General features: G+C 66.3%; 13 protein-coding genes. 10 read left to right on the top strand and 3 right to left on the bottom strand.

The window, feature by feature from the left end; genetic code table 11:
• Positions 1-173: 173 nt before the first annotated feature.
• Genes ACQR1L_RS03455 through ACQR1L_RS03445 form a run of 3 tightly spaced genes read right to left on the bottom strand, consistent with a single transcriptional unit; the run spans position 174 to position 4,620 of the window.
• On the bottom strand, positions 174-923 hold the full coding sequence (locus ACQR1L_RS03455; protein WP_434856491.1) for a response regulator: 750 nt from the start codon (positions 921-923) through the stop codon (positions 174-176).
• Positions 920-2,665, bottom strand: a complete 1,746-nt coding sequence (locus tag ACQR1L_RS03450; RefSeq protein ID WP_434856490.1) for an ATP-binding response regulator — start codon at positions 2,663-2,665, stop codon at positions 920-922. Before ACQR1L_RS03450 ends, ACQR1L_RS03455 begins: the two co-directional genes overlap by 4 nt.
• Positions 2,635-4,620: an ATP-binding protein gene (locus tag ACQR1L_RS03445; protein WP_434856580.1), complete on the bottom strand. Its 1,986-nt coding sequence runs from the start codon at positions 4,618-4,620 to the stop codon at positions 2,635-2,637. The genes ACQR1L_RS03450 and ACQR1L_RS03445 overlap by 31 nt, the downstream gene beginning before the upstream one ends.
• Positions 4,621-5,126: 506 nt before the next feature.
• Here ACQR1L_RS03445 and ugpB point away from each other — a divergent pair.
• The 10 genes from ugpB (at position 5,127) to ACQR1L_RS03395 (ending at position 16,029) form a co-directional block, all read left to right on the top strand.
• Entirely contained in the window at positions 5,127-6,443 is a 1,317-nt protein-coding gene (gene ugpB, locus ACQR1L_RS03440) for a sn-glycerol-3-phosphate ABC transporter substrate-binding protein UgpB (protein ID WP_434856579.1), read from the top strand.
• Positions 6,440-7,402: a phosphotransferase family protein gene (locus ACQR1L_RS03435; RefSeq protein WP_434856489.1), complete on the top strand. Its 963-nt coding sequence runs from the start codon at positions 6,440-6,442 to the stop codon at positions 7,400-7,402. The genes ugpB and ACQR1L_RS03435 overlap by 4 nt, the downstream gene beginning before the upstream one ends.
• Before the next feature lie 203 nt (positions 7,403-7,605).
• Positions 7,606-9,228 (top strand): ABC transporter substrate-binding protein, encoded by a 1,623-nt coding sequence (locus tag ACQR1L_RS03430; RefSeq protein ID WP_434856488.1) that lies wholly within the window; start codon positions 7,606-7,608, stop codon positions 9,226-9,228.
• Positions 9,229-9,424: 196 nt separating this feature from the next.
• Positions 9,425-10,438, top strand: a complete 1,014-nt coding sequence (locus ACQR1L_RS03425; RefSeq protein ID WP_315722552.1) for an ABC transporter permease — start codon at positions 9,425-9,427, stop codon at positions 10,436-10,438.
• Entirely contained in the window at positions 10,435-11,334 is a 900-nt protein-coding gene (locus ACQR1L_RS03420; protein ID WP_434856487.1) for an ABC transporter permease, read from the top strand. Before ACQR1L_RS03425 ends, ACQR1L_RS03420 begins: the two co-directional genes overlap by 4 nt.
• 138 nt (positions 11,335-11,472) lie before the next feature.
• Positions 11,473-13,305, top strand: coding sequence for a dipeptide ABC transporter ATP-binding protein (locus ACQR1L_RS03415; protein ID WP_434856486.1), 1,833 nt, complete (start codon positions 11,473-11,475; stop codon positions 13,303-13,305).
• Positions 13,306-13,318: 13 nt separating this feature from the next.
• Positions 13,319-13,510, top strand: coding sequence for a DUF4089 domain-containing protein (locus ACQR1L_RS03410; RefSeq protein WP_434856485.1), 192 nt, complete (start codon positions 13,319-13,321; stop codon positions 13,508-13,510).
• Between the two features lie 10 nt (positions 13,511-13,520).
• A complete protein-coding gene (locus tag ACQR1L_RS03405; RefSeq protein WP_434856578.1) occupies positions 13,521-14,921 on the top strand; it encodes an AtzE family amidohydrolase in 1,401 nt (466 codons plus the stop codon).
• Complete coding sequence (gene hpxZ, locus ACQR1L_RS03400) at positions 14,902-15,294, top strand: oxalurate catabolism protein HpxZ (protein ID WP_434856484.1); 393 nt, start codon at positions 14,902-14,904, stop codon at positions 15,292-15,294. Before ACQR1L_RS03405 ends, hpxZ begins: the two co-directional genes overlap by 20 nt.
• Positions 15,295-15,297: 3 nt before the next feature.
• Entirely contained in the window at positions 15,298-16,029 is a 732-nt protein-coding gene (locus ACQR1L_RS03395; protein ID WP_434856483.1) for a GntR family transcriptional regulator, read from the top strand.
• Positions 16,030-16,222: the final 193 nt, after the last annotated feature.

Raw genomic sequence — 16,222 nt, 5'->3', positions numbered from 1 at the left:
TCGGGACGTCTGCACCAAAGCAGGAAAATGGTTTCGTCGACCGGCAGAAATGTTTCGTCGCGCCGCACATCGCGAAACAGTCGTGGCGGAATTGTGCCTTATTCCAAAATGCGGAACGGAATCAGCGCCCAAGCCGGCTGCTGATGTCGCGCAAGCCCCCGCGCAGGGCCGATTCAGGCCTTGTCGCCGGCCGGAGAAAACAGATAGCCGCCGCCACGGATGGTGCGGATCACCGCCGGCTTCGCGGGATCCGGCTCGATCTTGCGGCGAATCCGCATGATGCGCAGGTCCACGGCACGGTCGAATGCCTCGGCGTCGCGGGCATTGGCGAGCTCCAGCAGCCGTTCGCGGGACAGTACCCGCTTCGGATTGGCCGCGAATACCTTGAGCAGGCCGAATTCAGAGGCGGTCAGCGGATGCTCGTTGCCCTCATCGTCGCGCAACGCCTGGGCATCGAGATCGAGCCATTTGGTCCCGAACCGCACCAGCTGCGGGTCCGGGGCCTTGGCCGGGGCGGGCTCCGCGACAGCCGCCACGGCGGCGGCTTTGGCCGGGACACTGCGACGCAGCACGGAGCGGATGCGGGCCATCAATTCGCGCAGCTCGCAGGGCTTGGCGACATAATCGTCGGCGCCGAGTTCGAGGCCGACCACGCGGTCGATCGGACTGGCTGTCGCGGTCAGCATGATGACCGGGATGTTGGTGCGGCCCTTGAGATCGCGGATGATGGAGAGGCCATCCTCCTCGGGCATGTTGAGGTCGAGCACGACGAGATCGGCTGGCCCGGTCTCGATGGCGCTGCGCAGACTCTTGCCACCGTCGCACAAGGTCACGGTGAAACCGTGCATCTTGAGGTAATCACCCACCATCTCGCGGGCGGGCGCCTCGTCGTCGACGATGATGATGTGCTGGCTCTGACTCATGACAACTCGGCCGCCGGCAGTGTGATGGTGAAGGTTGACCCCGCTCCCGGCCCATCGCTCTTGGCCGTCACCTCGCCACCATGCATGTCGACGATGCGTTTGACAATCGACAGGCCGAGCCCGGTCGAGCTCTCGCCCGCGGTCGGCTTGGCCGACAGCCGCTGGAATCGCCCGAACAGCCGTCCGAGGTCCTCCGGCGACAGGCCGGCGCCCTGGTCGGTGATGCCGATGCTCGTGTTGTCCCCATCGCCGCTGACGTCGACGCTGATTCGGCCGCCGATCGGGCTGTATTTGATGGCGTTGCTCAGGAGATTGTCGATCGCCTCGCGAACGCGGTCGATGTCGCACATCGTCGACAGCTGCGGCGGCGCGGAGACCGCGATGACCTGCTGCTTGTTCAGCGCCAGGGGCTGGTTGGCCTCGACCACCTCATGGACCAGCGCGGCGATATCGACCGGCTCACGGCGGATGGTGATGTCGAACGCATCGGCCATCGCGTCCGAGATCAGATGGTCGACCATCGAGGTCAGCCGCTTGGCCGCGTCCCGAATGTGGCCGATCTGGCTGGTGATGCCCTCGGCCGAGGCGCCGGTCGCGATCAGCTCGGTCAGCATCTCGGTGCGGCCGAGGATCACGCCGAGCGGATTCTTCAGATCGTGCGCGACAGTGCCCAGGATCTCGTTCTTGAAGCCGTTGGCACGCTGCAGCCGCAGCCATTGCGCCGACAGCCGCCGGTTGGCCTGCATCAGCGCGCGGGTGCGCTGGGCGACGCGGTCTTCGAGCTGGGTGTTGGCCTCATGCAGCTGCTGATAGAGGATCACGTTGTCGAAGGCGATCGACAGGCGGCTGGAGAAGATCTCCACCAGCGAGCGATCCGTCTCCGACAGCGGCCGCTCCGCCTGCAGCAGCACCACCACCTCGCGCCCCGAGCCGGTGCGGACATAGAGCACGGTGCGGTGATCGGCGAATTCGTTGCTGCGCTGCCGGAACGCGGCCTCGACCATGTCGCGGAGATCGGGGTCGAGCGAGCGCGAGGTGACGGCGCCGGAGAACCGACTGTAGCAGCCGGAGCCGGCCAGCACCGAGAAATCCTCGGTCTGGCTGCCGTCGTCGCGCAGCACGAGGATTCCGGCGCAGTCGACGTTGAGCAGGGAGGCTATCTGCGTGAGCACGCCCTCGGCCAGCCGCTGCATCGACTTGAAGTCGTACAGGGTCGAGGCGGCGTCGATGATGATCTCGAGGCCGCGCCTTGTCTGTACCATGCGCTCGAGCTGCTGGTAGCTGCGCAGCGCCGCGGTCAGCGAGGTGAACAGCTTGTCGGCCGTCAGCTCGGTCTTGGCCTTGTAGTCGTTGATGTCGTATTGGACGATGACGCGCCGCTCAGGCGCCTGGCCGGGCTGTCCCGTGCGCAGGATGATGCGGACGGTCTCGTTCTTGATTTCGTTGCGGATGTATTCGACGAGCTCGAGGCCGGCGACGTCGGTCTCCATGATGACGTCGAGCAGCACCGCGGCGATGTCGCTGTGCTCCCGCATCAGGGCGCGCCCCTCGGCGGCCGAATAGGCGGAGAGGATCTCGAGGCCCTGGCCGTTCAGGCTGTAGTCCGACAGCGCAAACCGCGTGCCCTCGTGCACGGCATGGTCGTCGTCGATGACGGCAATTTTCCACTTCCGGGCCGAACGGTCGTCCTCGTCGAAACCGGCATCCTCGATCAGCTGGAGGACATCGTCCTGTTCGGCCATTGCGTCGTTCCGTCACCCATTGCCGTCTCGGCGCCGCCCTTGGCGACCCGCGGCATGATAATCCGAAAGGTGGTGCCTTGTCCCTCGCGGGATTCCAGCATCATGCGGCCGCCGAGCTGCTGCGTCACGAGGTTGTAGACGATATGCAGCCCGAGGCCGGTGCCCCCTTCGTTGCGGCGGGTCGTGAAGAACGGGTCGAACGCCTGCCGCTGCACGTCGGGGGTCATGCCGGCGCCGTTATCGGCGAAAATGATCTCGATGTCATCCGTCCCGCGCGGCCGCGCCGTGATCGAGATCGTTCCCGAGCGGCCGTCGGCGAAGGCATGGTTGACGGCATTGAGGAAGAGGTTGGTCAGGATCTGGCCATAGAAGCCGGGATAGCCGTCGATGAAGAGGCCCTCGGGGACATCGACCTCGAGCGTGATCGGGGCGCGCTTGAGCACCGGCTTGAGGCTGGTGATGATCTGATCGGTGGCCTCGCCGAGCAGGAACGTCCGCCGCTCCGCATGGGAACGGTCGACCGCGACCTGCTTGAACGACTGGATCAGTTCGCCGGCGCGCTGCAGATTGGCGACCAGTTGCACCGAAGCGTCGCGCGAGGAGCGCACGAATTCCTCCAGCTGCGACCGGCGCAGGCCGCCTTCCGGCGAGCGCAGCGCCGCCTCGAACATCTCGACCCGGCGCGCAAAGCTCGAGGCCACAGTCAGGCTGATGCCGATCGGGTTGTTGACCTCATGGGCCACGCCAGCGACCAGGCCGCCGAGCGCGGCGAGCCGTTCGGCATCGATCAGATTCCGCTGCGCGGCATTCAGCTCCAGCAGGGCGCTTTCGGCCTTCTCCTTGGCGGTGCGCAACTCGTCCTCGGTCTTGCGCTTGGCGATCGCGTTCTCGCGGAAGGTTTCCACCGCGCGGGCCATCGCGCCGACCTCGTCGCGCGCTTCGGTGCCCTGGACCTTGCGGTCGTAATCGCCGAGCATGATCGCGCGCATCGAGGCCATGATCTGCTGCAGCGGCAGGCGGATCGACAGGGCGATCAGCACGCCCGCTGACAGGATGATGCCGAGGAAGATCACCGCGATCGACAGCACGCGGCGCGAGATGTCCTTCAGCGTCTTGTCGAAGGTCGCCTGCGCCTTCTGCTCGTGCTGGCGCATCTTCACCGAGAGGTCATCGATCGCGCCGATGGTCTCGGCCTGGCTCGCATCGATGGTGTTGCGCAGGAGCTCGGTGCGGTTCGTCAGTTGGTCGGTGAGCTTGGAAAAGCCGGCGCGCAACGCCGCGGTCCGAGCCGACAGCCGCTGCAGCGCGAGCCGCTGCAGATCGTTGTCGGCCAGGCTGGACATCACCGGAATGGTCTTCTCGATGGTTTCCGTGTTGCGGCGGGCATCGTCGGCGGAGGCGGGCGCGAGCGACAGATAATAGGAGTTTGCGGCCACCAGCATGGCCGTGAAGGCCTCGCGAGACTTGCCGAGCGACGGCCAGATCTCGGCGTCGCGATGGCCGGTCGCGCCCTCGATCACCGAATAGAGGCCGGCAATGTCGCGGGCGGGGCCGAGCACTTCCTCCTCATAGGTCTTGGAGATCGTCGCCTGCAGTGCGCGCAGTTCGCCGAAGCCATCGAGAAAGCGCACCGTGACCCGCTCCAACTCCTCCACCGAGCCCGACAGCATCGGATCGGTCGAGGCGCGCGTGGTGAGCGTGCCGAGCACGGCCTCGCGCAGCAGCAGGATCTCGGCAAACAGCTCCGGGCTCGGCTGATTGATGTAGCGGTGGATCAGGTTCTGCAGCCGGCTGGTTTCGCTTTCCAGCAGAGCCAGCACCTTGTCGGATTCGCGGACCTGGCGGACATCGTCCCAGGCGGTGCCCAGCACTGTGGCACCGTTCCAGATCAGCGCCGCCAGCACGATCACGACCGCCGAGTTGAGGGCGGCGATCGACAGGATACGCCAGCGGATCGGAACGGCCCGCAGCACGCGAACGATCCGCGCCCGGCCCAGCACCGCCAGGCTCAACGGCCGCTTGACGGATCCCGGTTGCTCGGACCGCGCCACGATCGCTACCTCAGGCCGCGCGAGCGGAACCCGGCCGCACGCCAGCTTCCGCGCGTCGACCGGCTCGAATGCTGCGCCGCAGCCAATTGCGGCGACGGGCGGCGGCGCGCGCCTGCCAAAGGCCGCGCGAACACCGGCGCGGCGTCCACTCTCGAGATCGACGAAAGACGGGCGCAGTACACAGGCAACACTTTCCCCTTGATGATGAGGTCGGCCTGGAAACGAAAAGGTTCAACGGGGGTCCCGAGCAGGTGCTATAAGGCCATTCTGACGCCAAAGCGATACCCGTTCAATGGGTTACTCAAAAGTTGTTGCAGCCAAGGGTTGTTGGTTGGCCATATTGGTTCCGATTGCGATTTCAGTCACGCGCGCATTCATCAAACGAGTTGGAGATCAATCCGGTGAGGTTTCTGTCCCGTTGTCTTTCGATCGGATTGCTTCTCTGCGCCGTCGGCTCTGCCGCCGAGGTTCACGCCGCGACCGAGATTGCGTGGTGGCATGCGATGTCGGGCGAGCTCGGCAGGCAGGTCGACCGGCTGGCCGCCGAGTTCAACGCGTCGCAGGCCGACTATCGCATCGTGCCGACCTACAAGGGGAGCTACACCGAAACCGTCACGGCCGCGATCTTCGCGTTTCGCTCGCGCAGCCAGCCGGCGATCGTGCAGGTCAATGAGATCGCGACCGCGACGATGACCGCGGCCAAGGGCGCGATCTATCCCGTGTACGAGTTGATGCGCGACGAGCAGGAGGGCTTTTCGCCGGCCGCCTATCTGCCTGCCGTCGCCGGCTATTATGCGGATGCCGACGGCAACATGCTGTCATTTCCGTTCAACGCGTCGACGCCGATCCTGTACTACAACAAGGACCAGTTTCGGGCCGCCGGGCTCGATCCGTCTGCGCCTCCGAAGACATGGCCGGAGCTCGGCCAGGCGGCCAAGCGGCTGCGCGACCATGGCATGGCCTGCGGCTTCACGACCTCCTGGCCGTCCTGGATCAACATCGAGAACTTTTCCGCCTTCCACAACCTGCCGGTCGCCAGCCGCGCCAACGGCTTCGGCGGACTGGATGCCGTGCTGAGCTTCAACAATCCGCAGGTCGCGCGGCACGTCGGCCAACTGGCGGAATGGCAGAAGAGCAAGGTCTTCGACTACGGAGGCCGCGGGCAGGCGGCAGAGCCGCGCTTCCAGAAGGGCGAGTGCGGCATTTTCATCGGCTCGTCGGCGACGCGCGCCGATATCAAGGCGAATTCGAAATTCGAGGTCGGCTATGGCATGCTGCCGTATTGGCCCGACATTGCCGGGGCGCCGCAGAACTCGATCATCGGCGGCGCGACGCTGTGGGTGCTGCGCGACCGTCCCAGGGCCGAATACAAGGGCGTCGCCAAATTCTTTGCCTATCTGTCGCGGCCGGACATCCAGGCGGCCTGGCACCAGAACACCGGCTATCTGCCGATCACCCGGGCCGCCTTCGATCTCACCCGTGCGCAAGGGTTCTACGACCGCAATCCGGGGGCGGCGATCTCGATCGAGCAGGTGACGCTGCATCCGCCGACGGAGAATTCGCGCGGCCTGCGGCTCGGCTCCTTCGTGCTGATCCGCGATGCGATCGAGGACGAAATGGAGCAGGCGTTCAGCGGCCGCAAGCCGGCGCAGGCGGCGCTGGATTCCGCCGTCGAGCGCGGCAACAAGCTGCTGCGCCAGTTCGAGCGTGCGAGCCCGGACCGTTGACGCCGACGCTGCCGCCGGTTGCGGATAGCGCCGAGCTCCGGCGGCTGCGGGCCGACACAGCGCGCTGGCTGCCCGTTGCACGCGACATCGTCCGCGGCCATGGCTATGGCGAAGCGCCCCTGGCGCCCTTCGCGGCGGGTACCAATCTGGTCGCAGCGATTGGCGACGGTGCGATCCTGAAGATCTTCCCCGCCATCCTGCACGGACGGTTTCGGTCGGAGCAGGCCACGCTGCGTCTGCTCGGCGGGCGCGTCGGGGCCGTCGACACGCCGGAGCTCCAGCACGCGGGCGAGCGTGACGGCTGGTCCTACCTGATCATGACACGGCTCCACGGCATCCCCGCCGCGCAGGTGTGGCCGCAACTGCCGGAAGACGGCAAGCAGCATCTGCTGCGGCAGCTCGGCCGGTTGATCGCCGCCATGCACCGCGTCCCGCCCGGCGATCTGCTCGCGCTCGAGCCGCGCTGGCCGGATTTCCTGCAGGCGCAGATCGCCGGATGCCATGCGCGTCACACGCGGCTCGGCTTGCCCGAGCGGCTTCTTGCCGAACTCGACGATCTCCTGCGCGACGCGGCGGCATGGCTTCGGACTGATACGCCGCCGGTCATTCTCACCGGCGAATACATTCCGGAGAACTTCCTCGTCGCGCGCGATGGCGATGGCTGGCGCGTCAGCGGCCTGTTCGACTTCGGCGACGTCATGACCGGTCGCGGGGAGTACGATCTGCTCGGGCCCAGCGCGTTCATGGCTGCGGGTCATGCGGGCCGCGTGCGGGCGCTGTTCGAGGGCTATGGTCTCGCGCCGTCCGCGATTGACTGGCGGCTCAAGCGACGGCTGCTCGTGCTCATGATGCTGCACCGGGCCAGCGATCCCGTTCGGCACATCGCCATTCCGGATTGGCCTGCCAAGGTCAGCAGCTTCGATCAGCTGCAGGCGTTGATCTGGCCGGACGGATCCTGAGGGGAGCGCTGCGTAAATCGGTCGCATGCTGGTTGCGTAGGCTACAATTTGTGCAATTTCGCCCTTCTGTATGCAATGAGGTTCTGCCCAAGCTGCCGTTCATGTGCTCGCCTGTAGCGAATTCAACGGCTTAGCTGGTTCCTGGGCTTGGCACGAAGCTTGCGATCAATGTTCCCGCCGGTCGTTGTTCTCGGGAGCATTTGATGAAGCGTCGTGATTTTCTGAAGTCCGTGTCCGGTCTGGCCGCAGGTGCCGCGCTGCCGATGGCGCCGGCGGTGATCTCCTCCGCCAGGGCCGATGCGCGGTCCGAGACGCTGCTCATCGTGTCCGAGGGCGGCCCCAACAATCTCGACATCCACGGCGTCGGCACCAACGTGCCGGGCTACGAAGTGTCGTGGAATTGCTACGACCGCCTCATCAGCCACGAGATGAAGAGCGGCCCGGGCGGCGTGCCCTATTACGACCGCGACAAGTTCAAGCCCGAGCTCGCCGAGGACATGACCATCGGTGACATGTCCGCCACCTTCAAACTGCGCAAGAACGCGAAATTTCACGACGGGACCCCGGTCACGGCCAAGGACGTGAAATGGTCGCTCGACCGTGCCGTCAGCGTCGGCGGCTTTCCGACCTTTCAGATGAGCGCGGGCTCGCTCACCAAGCCGGAGCAGTTCGTCATCGTCGACGACCATACCGTGCGCGTCGACTTCCTGAAGAAGGACCGGCTGACGATCCCCGATCTCGCGGTCATCGTGCCCTGCGTGGTCAATTCCGAGCTGGTGAAGAAGAACGCCACGGAAAAGGACCCCTGGGGCCTCGAATACACCAAGCAGCAGACCGCGGGCTCCGGCGCCTACAAGGTGACGAAGTGGACCGCCGGCACCGAAGTCATCATGGAGCGCAACGACGACTGGGTGTGTGGCCCGCTGCCCAAGATCAAGCGCGTGATCTGGCGGATGGTGCCGCAGGCCGGCAACCGCCGGGCGCTGCTCGAGCGTGGCGACGCTGACATTTCCTACGAGCTGCCGTTCAAGGACTTCCAGGAGATGAAGACGAACGGCAAGCTCAGCGTCGTGTCGCTGCCGTTCTCCAACGGCATCCAGTATATCGGCATGAACGTCACCAAGCCGCCGTTCGACAATCCGAAGGTGCGGCAGGCGATGGCCTATGCCATGCCTTACCAGAAGATCATGGACGCGGTGCTGTTCGGCCTCGCCAATCCGATGTTCGGTGCGCCGGCCGACAAGGCGACCGACGTCGCCTGGCCGCAGCCGACCAAGTACTTCACCGACATGGACAAGGCGAAGGCCTTGCTCGCGGAAGCCGGTTATCCCAATGGCTTCGAGACCACGATCTCGTTCGACCTCAACTTCGCGCAAGTGAACGAGCCCCTGTGCGTGCTGGTGCAGGAGAGCCTCGCCCAGCTCGGCATCAAGACCACGATCAACAAGGTGCCTGGCGCCAACTGGCGCACCGAGCTGAACAAGAAGGAAATGCCGCTCTACACCAACGTGTTCTCGGGCTGGCTCGATTATCCCGAGTATTTCTTCTACTGGTGCTATCACGGCAACAATTCCGTGTTCAACACGATGAGCTACAAGTCGCCGGTGATGGACAAGTTCATCGACGGCGCCCGCGACGCCGCCGCGATCGGCGACAAGGCCAAGTACGACGCCGACGTGAAGGGCTTCGTCGATCTCGCCTTCGCCGAGGTGCCGCGCATTCCGCTGTACCAGCCATTCGTCAACGTCGCGATGCAGAAGAACATCTCCGGCTATCAGTACTGGTTCCACCGCCGCCTTGACTATCGCGCGCTGGTGAAGGGATGAGCGTCGTGATCAGGGCAAGTGAGGTGAGCCGCGCTCTTTCCCTCCCTCCCCCCTTGTGGGGGAGGGGCGGGGAGGGGGGTAGCCACAGCCACCGCCGTTGCGGCTTACCCCCCTCCCCAGCCCTCCCCCACAAGGGGGGAGGGAGCGCACCGGGCCGTGCTGCCAAATCGTGCCTCGTTCCGGCGAGGCAGTGCCCATGCTGAGCCTGATCGCCAAGCGCCTCGCCTTCGCCATCCCCTCGCTGATCGGCGTCGTGATCGTCACCTTCCTGCTGACCCGAGCACTGCCGGGCGATCCCGCCGCCTACTTCGCCGGTCCCGCCGCGACCAAGGAAGCGGTCGAGCAGATCCGCAAGAAGCTCGGCTTCGACAAGCCGCTGGTCGAGCAATTCTTCCGCTACACCGTCGATCTCGCCCATGGCGATCTCGGCAGCTCGCTGACGACGGGCCAGCCGGTCGCCACCGAGATCCGTAATCGCCTGCCGGCCTCGGCGGAGCTGACGCTGCTCGGTCTGCTGGTATCGGTCGCGATCGCGCTGCCGCTCGGCGTGCTCGCTGCGACCCGGCCGGGATCGTGGATCGATCACACCTGCCGCGTCGTCACCACGGCCGGCGTGTCGCTGCCGGTGTTCTTCACCGGCCTCGTGCTGGTCTACGTGTTCTATTTCCGGCTCGGCTGGTCGCCGGCGCCGCTCGGCCGGCTCGACGTGTTCTACAGCGCGCCGAACAATGTGACCGGTTTCTATCTGATCGACACGCTGATCGCCCGCGACGGCGAGGCGTTCCGTTCGGCCTTGAGCCAGCTGATCCTGCCCGCCGCGACGCTCGCGATCTTTTCGCTGGCGCCGATCGCGCGCATGACGCGCGCCTCGATGCTGGCGATCCTGTCGTCGGAGTTCGTGCGCACCGCGCGCGCCTCGGGCCTGTCGCCCTCGACGGTCACCGTCACCTATGCGTTCCGCAACGCCATGCTGCCGGTCATCACCACGCTGTCGATGGTGTTCTCGTTCCTGCTCGGCGCCAACGTGCTGGTCGAGAAGGTGTTCGCCTGGCCGGGCATCGGCTCCTACGCGGTCGAGGCGCTGATCGCCTCCGACTTCGCGCCGGTGCAGGGCTTCGTGCTGACGATGGCGGTCATGTACGTGATCCTCAACCTCGTCATCGACATTCTCTATGGCGTCATCGATCCCCGTGTGAGGCTGGAAGGATGAGCACTGTCGCGCCGACCCTCGAACCTGCCGCCGCCAACAGCACGTCCGGCCTCATGGCCCTGATCGGGCATGCGCGCTATGTGCTCGCCGAGAACAAGGTGACGGGCTTTGCCTTCGGGCTGCTGGTCATCATCCTGTTCGCGGCGATCTTCGGGCCGTGGATCGTGCCGTATGATCCGCTCGCCAGCGACACCGCGTCCGCGCTGAAGCCGCCATCGGCGGCGCATTGGTTCGGCACCGATCAGCTCGGCCGCGACATCTTCAGCCGCGTCGTGGTCGCGACCCGGCTCGATACGTTCATCGCGGTCGCTTCCGTCGCGCTGGTGTTCTTCATGGGCGGCCTCGCCGGCGTCGCCGCCGGCTTCTTCGGCGGCTGGACCGACCGCATCGTCGGCCGCATCGCCGATACCATCATGGCGTTCCCGCTGTTCGTGCTGGCCATGGGCATCGTCGCAGCGCTCGGCAACACCGTGCAGAACATCATCATCGCGACCGCGATCGTGAACTTCCCGCTCTATGCCCGCGTCGCGCGCGCGGAAGCCAATGTCCGCCGCAACGCCGGCTTCGTGCAGGCCGCGCGCCTCTCCGGCAACAGCGAGCTGCGAATCCTGCTCGGCCATATCCTGCCCAACATCATGCCGATCATGATCGTGCAGATGTCGCTGACCATGGGCTACGCCATCCTCAATGCCGCAGGCCTGTCCTTCATCGGCCTCGGCGTCCGGCCGCCGACGGCGGAGTGGGGGATCATGGTCGCCGAGGGCGCGTCCTTCATGGTCTCGGGCGAATGGTGGATCGCGCTGTTCCCCGGCCTCGCGCTGATGATCGCCGTGTTCTGCTTCAACCTGCTCGGCGACGGCCTGCGCGACATCGTCGATCCCCAGCGCAGGACGTGAGGCGATGGGCGCGCCACACCAAAACTCCGTCATTGCCGGGCTTGACCCGGCAATCCATCAACTGACCACGAATCTGTTGGCTTGGATGGATGCGCGGATCAAGTCCGCGCATGACGGTCTGAGAGTCTGGAGAGCAACATGACCGCCCAGCCGCTGCTCGACGTTCGCGATCTCACGGTCGAATTCTCCACCCGTCGCGGCATCGTCAAGGCGGTGCAGCATGTCGACATCTCCGTCGCCAAGGGCGAGACGCTGGCCATTGTCGGCGAGTCCGGCTCCGGCAAGTCCGTGACCTCCTATGCCGTCATGCGCATCCTCGACCGCGCCGGCCGTATCGCCGAGGGCTCGGTGATGTTCTCCGGCGTCGACGTCAAGGCGGCCGCCGAGACCGAGATGCGCGACCTGCGCGGACGCGAGATCTCGATGATCTTCCAGAACCCGCGCGCGGCGCTCAACCCGATCCGCAAAGTGGGCCAGCAGATCGAGGACGTGCTGAAGCAGCACGCCCAGGCCGCGGCCAGCGACCGCGCCGAGAAGGCGATCGCCGCACTCGAGCAGGTTAAGATCGCCCGCCCGCGCGAGCGCTACCACGCCTATCCGTTCGAACTGTCCGGCGGCATGTGCCAGCGCGTGGTCATCGCATTGGCGCTGGCCTGCAATCCGCAGCTCCTGATCGCCGACGAGCCGACGACGGGCCTCGACGTCACCACGCAGAAGGCGGTGATGGACCTCGTCGTCGAGCTGACCAAGAGCCGCGGCATGTCGACGATCCTGATCACGCATGATCTCGGCCTCGCCGCGGCCTATTGCGACCGCGTCGTCGTGATGGAGAAGGGCCGCGTGGTCGAGACCGCAAAGGCCTCCGACATCTTCGCCAATCCGCAGCATCCCTACACCCGCAAGCTGATGCGCGCCACGCCGCGGCTCGGCGTGTCCTTGCGCGATCTCCTTCCGGAGGAGGAGGCGTCGGCCGCGCCGCACACACCCTCCGTCATGGCCGGGCTTGACCCGGCCATACATCCTTCTGCGCAAGAGTCGCGCAGGACGATGGACCCCCGGGTCAAGCCCGGGGGTGACGAGCGGAGGGCGGGTGACGAGCGGAGCAGGGAAGGTGAGCAGGGCACGGGTAGCAGCAAGCCGCTCCTCCTGGTCGACAAGCTGGTCAAAGAATATCCCCGCCAGGGTGCGTCCGCGACGTTATCAAAACTGTTCGGCCGCAAGCCGGCGATCGAACCGGAGGTGTTCCGCGCCGTCGACGGCATCAGCTTCACGGTCGGCCACGGCGAGAGCGTTGGGCTGGTCGGCGAGTCCGGCTGCGGCAAGTCGACGACGTCGATGATGGTGATGCGGCTGCTCGACCAGACCTCGGGCCGCATCAGCTTCGACGGCGAGGAGATCGGCAACATCCTGCCGCAGGCCTTCGCGCGGCTGCCGCAGCGCAGCCATATCCAGATGGTGTTCCAGGATCCGACCGACAGCCTCAATCCGCGCTTCACCGCGGCGCGCGCCATCGCCGATCCGATTTTGCAGCTCGGTGACATCAAGGGGCGCAACGCGCTGCGTGCGCGCTGTGAGGAGCTCGCGACCATGGTCGGGCTGCCGCTGAACCTGCTCGACCGTTTTCCGCACCAATTGTCGGGCGGCCAGAAGGCTCGCGTCGGCATCGCGCGCGCGATCGCACTGCACCCGAAGCTCGTCATCCTCGATGAGCCGACGGCGGCGCTCGACGTCTCCGTGCAGGCCGTCGTGCTCAATCTGCTGCAGGATCTCAAGCAGAAGCTGGGCATGAGCTATCTGTTCGTCTCGCATGATTTGAACGTGGTGCGACTGTTGTGTGATCGTGTGATCGTGATGCGGTCGGGCCGAATCGTCGAGGAAGGCACGTCCGAACGTGTGCTAGGTGATCCGCAGGATGCCTATACGCGCGAATTGCTGACCGCGATTCCGCATCCGCCGTTGCCGGCGCATTGAGGGGGAGAGCTGCATGGCCGAGCCATCGGATCGGGACTGGGATGACTACATCGACGCCGTCGGGCGCGCGCTCGGCCTGCCGATCGAGGATGCCTGGCGCCCGGCCATCCGCGCCAATCTCGCGGTCTCGCTGAAGATGGCCAAGCTGGTCGACGAATTCTCCCTCACTGACGAAGCCGAGCCCGCCAGTGTCTTCACCGCTTGATTCCGCCGACATGACCGCGGGCGCCATCGCCGCCGCGGTCGCCACCCGCAAGCTGACCGCCGTCGAGGCCACCGACGCCGCCTTGGCGCGGATCGCGGCTCGCGACGGCGTGCTCAATTCCTTCACCGACGTGACCGCCGAGCGGGCGCGTGCGAAGGCGCGCGCGGTCGATGCCGACATTGCTGCCGGCAAGCCGGTCGGCCCGCTCGCCGGCGTGCCCTTCGCGGTGAAGAACTTGTTCGACGTCGCGGGCCTGCCGACGCGGGCCGGCTCCAAGATCAATCGCGATCGTGCGCCGGCGACCGGCGACGCGACGCTGATCGCGCGCATGGAAGCCGCCGGCGCCGTCCTCGTCGGCGCGCTCAACATGGGCGAATACGCCTACGACTTCACCGGCGAGAATGTGCACGACGGTCCGTCGCGCAATCCGCATGATCCCTCGCGGATGAGCGGCGGCTCGTCGGGCGGTTCGGGCAGCGCCGTCGGCGGCGGCCTGGTGCCGATCGCGCTCGGCTCCGATACCAACGGCTCGATCCGCGTGCCCTCGTCGTTCTGCGGCATCTTCGGCCTGAAGCCGACCTATGGCCGGCTGTCGCGTGCGCGCTCGTTCCCGTTCGTGATGAGCCTCGATCATCTCGGCCCGTTCGCGCGCTCGGTCGAGGATCTCGCGCTTGCCTATGACGTGATGCAGGGGCCTGACGCCGAGGATGCGGCATGTACCACGCGCGCGCCGGAGCCCGTCTCAGCTCTGCTTGCGCACGGGCTCGATGGTCTGCGCATCGCGCTTGCGGGCGGTCACTTCCAGAAGAACCTGTTTCCCGAAGCCGCCGAGGCTGTCAGTCGCGTCGCCGCCGCACTGAAAGTAACCCAGGTTATCGATGTGCCCGAAGCCGCGCGCGCGCGCGCCGCGGCCTATGTCATCAGCACGACCGAAGGCGCCTCGCTGCATCTCGACCGCCTGCGTAAGCAGCCGCAGGATTTCGATCCGGCGGTGCGCGATCGCCTGATTGCGGGCGCGATGATTCCGGCGCCGATGGTCGACCGCGCGCAGAAATTCCGCCGCTGGTATCGCGCCAAGGTGCTGGAGCTGTTCAAGTCGGTCGACGTGCTGATCGCGCCGGCGACGCCGTGCATTGCGCCGAAGCTCGGGCAGGCGACCTTCGTGCTGGATGGCGTCGAGCTGCCCGTGCGCGCCAATATCGGCATCCACACCCAGCCGATCTCGTTCATCGGACTTCCCGTCGTCGCCATTCCCATTCCGCTGGCGCCGATGCCCATCGGCGTGCAGATCATCGCCGCCCCCTGGTGCGAGCACGTCGCATTGCGTGTGGCCCACGCCTTGCAACAGCTGGGCGTCGCCGCTGCGCCGGCCCCGAGAGGAGTTCTGGAGAATGGAAGTCGATCTGCCTGATGTCGTTGCGGAGGTCACAGCGCAGTTCCAGCGTTACGAACAGGCGCTGGTCAGCAACGACGTTGCCGTGCTCGACGAACTGTTCAAGAACGACACCCGCACCTTGCGCTATGGCATCGGCGAGAACCTCTACGGCTATGGCGAGATCGCGGCCTTTCGCTCCGCGCGCTCGCCTGTCGGATTGATGCGTCGCACCGCGCGCACCGTGATCACTGCCTATGGCCGCGACACCGCGGTCGCCTCGACGTTGTTCTATCGCGACAGTGTGCCCGGCAAGGTCGGGCGCCAGATGCAGACCTGGATCCGGTTTCCCGAGGGCTGGAGAATCGTGGCCGCCCATGTCAGCATCATCGACGAAGCAAAAGGCGCCTGAGGCATGAGCCTGGACGATCTTCCGCCGCGGACGCGTGCGCGGGTCATCCGTGAAGCCGACGTGCAGCGCAGCGAGCGGGCGCCGCCGGCGGTCGCGAAGATCACGCGCGCCGAGGAGCTGCGTCTGCAACTCGCCGATGACATCGTTCGCGGCATGCTGGCGCCGGGCGCGCCGCTCGACGAGACCGAGATCGCCAAGCGTTTCAACGTCTCGCGCACGCCGGTGCGCGAGGCGCTGCGCCAGCTCGCGGCGTCCGGCCTGATCGAGGCGCGTGCGCATCGCGGCGCCGTGGTGGCCCGCCCGTCGGTCGACCGCCTCACCGGCATGTTCGAGGCGATGGCCGAGCTGGAAGGCATGTGTGCGGGCCTCGCCGCGCAGCGCATGACGCCGGTCGAGCGGCAGCGGCTGGAAGCGATTCACGACGAGCTGCGCAATCTCAGCCATGCCGGCAATCCCGAGCGCTTTCACGAGGTCAATGAGCGTTTCCACAACGCGATCTATGCCGGCGCGCACAACGCCTATATCGCCGAGATCACGCTGGCGACGCGCGTGCGCGTGCAGCCGTTCCGCCGCGCCCAATTCCGCAATCTCGGCCGTCTCGCCAAGTCGCATGCCGAGCACGACCGCGTCGTCGTCGCCATCCTGCGCGGCGACAAGGCGGGCGCCGCGAGCGCCATGAAAGCCCATATCGAGCTGGTGCGCGGCGAGTACGAGATCTACGCGGTGTCGGTGTAGGCCGCCGATCGTCTTCGCTAGGAACCGCGGAGAGTAGGACTCCTGGACAAGCAGGATGCTCTCCCCCCGGCGGTGGTGCGCCCCCTCTCCCGCGTGCGGGGGAGGGATGGGGTGGGGGCGCCACAGCGGCAGTCTTTCCGGAGCGGCCCCCACCCGCATCGCATCTGACGATGCGATGCGACCTCCCCCGCAC

Source organism: Bradyrhizobium sp. HKCCYLR20261 (assembly GCF_051168435.1).
Taxonomy (GTDB): domain Bacteria; phylum Pseudomonadota; class Alphaproteobacteria; order Rhizobiales; family Xanthobacteraceae; genus Bradyrhizobium.
The sequence above is the reverse complement of the archived record's forward strand: the minus strand, read 5'-3'. Positions and strand labels throughout refer to the sequence as shown.

Coding starts and splice junctions, on each gene's coding strand:
- ACQR1L_RS03455 (WP_434856491.1), bottom strand. CDS start 923: ATGAGTCAGAGCCAGCACATCATCATCGTCGACGACGAGGCGCCCGCC.
- ACQR1L_RS03450 (WP_434856490.1), bottom strand. CDS start 2,665: ATGGCCGAACAGGACGATGTCCTCCAGCTGATCGAGGATGCCGGTTTC.
- ACQR1L_RS03430 (WP_434856488.1), top strand. CDS start 7,606: ATGAAGCGTCGTGATTTTCTGAAGTCCGTGTCCGGTCTGGCCGCAGGT.
- ACQR1L_RS03425 (WP_315722552.1), top strand. CDS start 9,425: ATGCTGAGCCTGATCGCCAAGCGCCTCGCCTTCGCCATCCCCTCGCTG.
- ACQR1L_RS03420 (WP_434856487.1), top strand. CDS start 10,435: ATGAGCACTGTCGCGCCGACCCTCGAACCTGCCGCCGCCAACAGCACG.
- ACQR1L_RS03415 (WP_434856486.1), top strand. CDS start 11,473: ATGACCGCCCAGCCGCTGCTCGACGTTCGCGATCTCACGGTCGAATTC.
- ACQR1L_RS03410 (WP_434856485.1), top strand. CDS start 13,319: ATGGCCGAGCCATCGGATCGGGACTGGGATGACTACATCGACGCCGTC.
- ACQR1L_RS03405 (WP_434856578.1), top strand. CDS start 13,521: ATGACCGCGGGCGCCATCGCCGCCGCGGTCGCCACCCGCAAGCTGACC.
- hpxZ (WP_434856484.1), top strand. CDS start 14,902: ATGGAAGTCGATCTGCCTGATGTCGTTGCGGAGGTCACAGCGCAGTTC.
- ACQR1L_RS03395 (WP_434856483.1), top strand. CDS start 15,298: ATGAGCCTGGACGATCTTCCGCCGCGGACGCGTGCGCGGGTCATCCGT.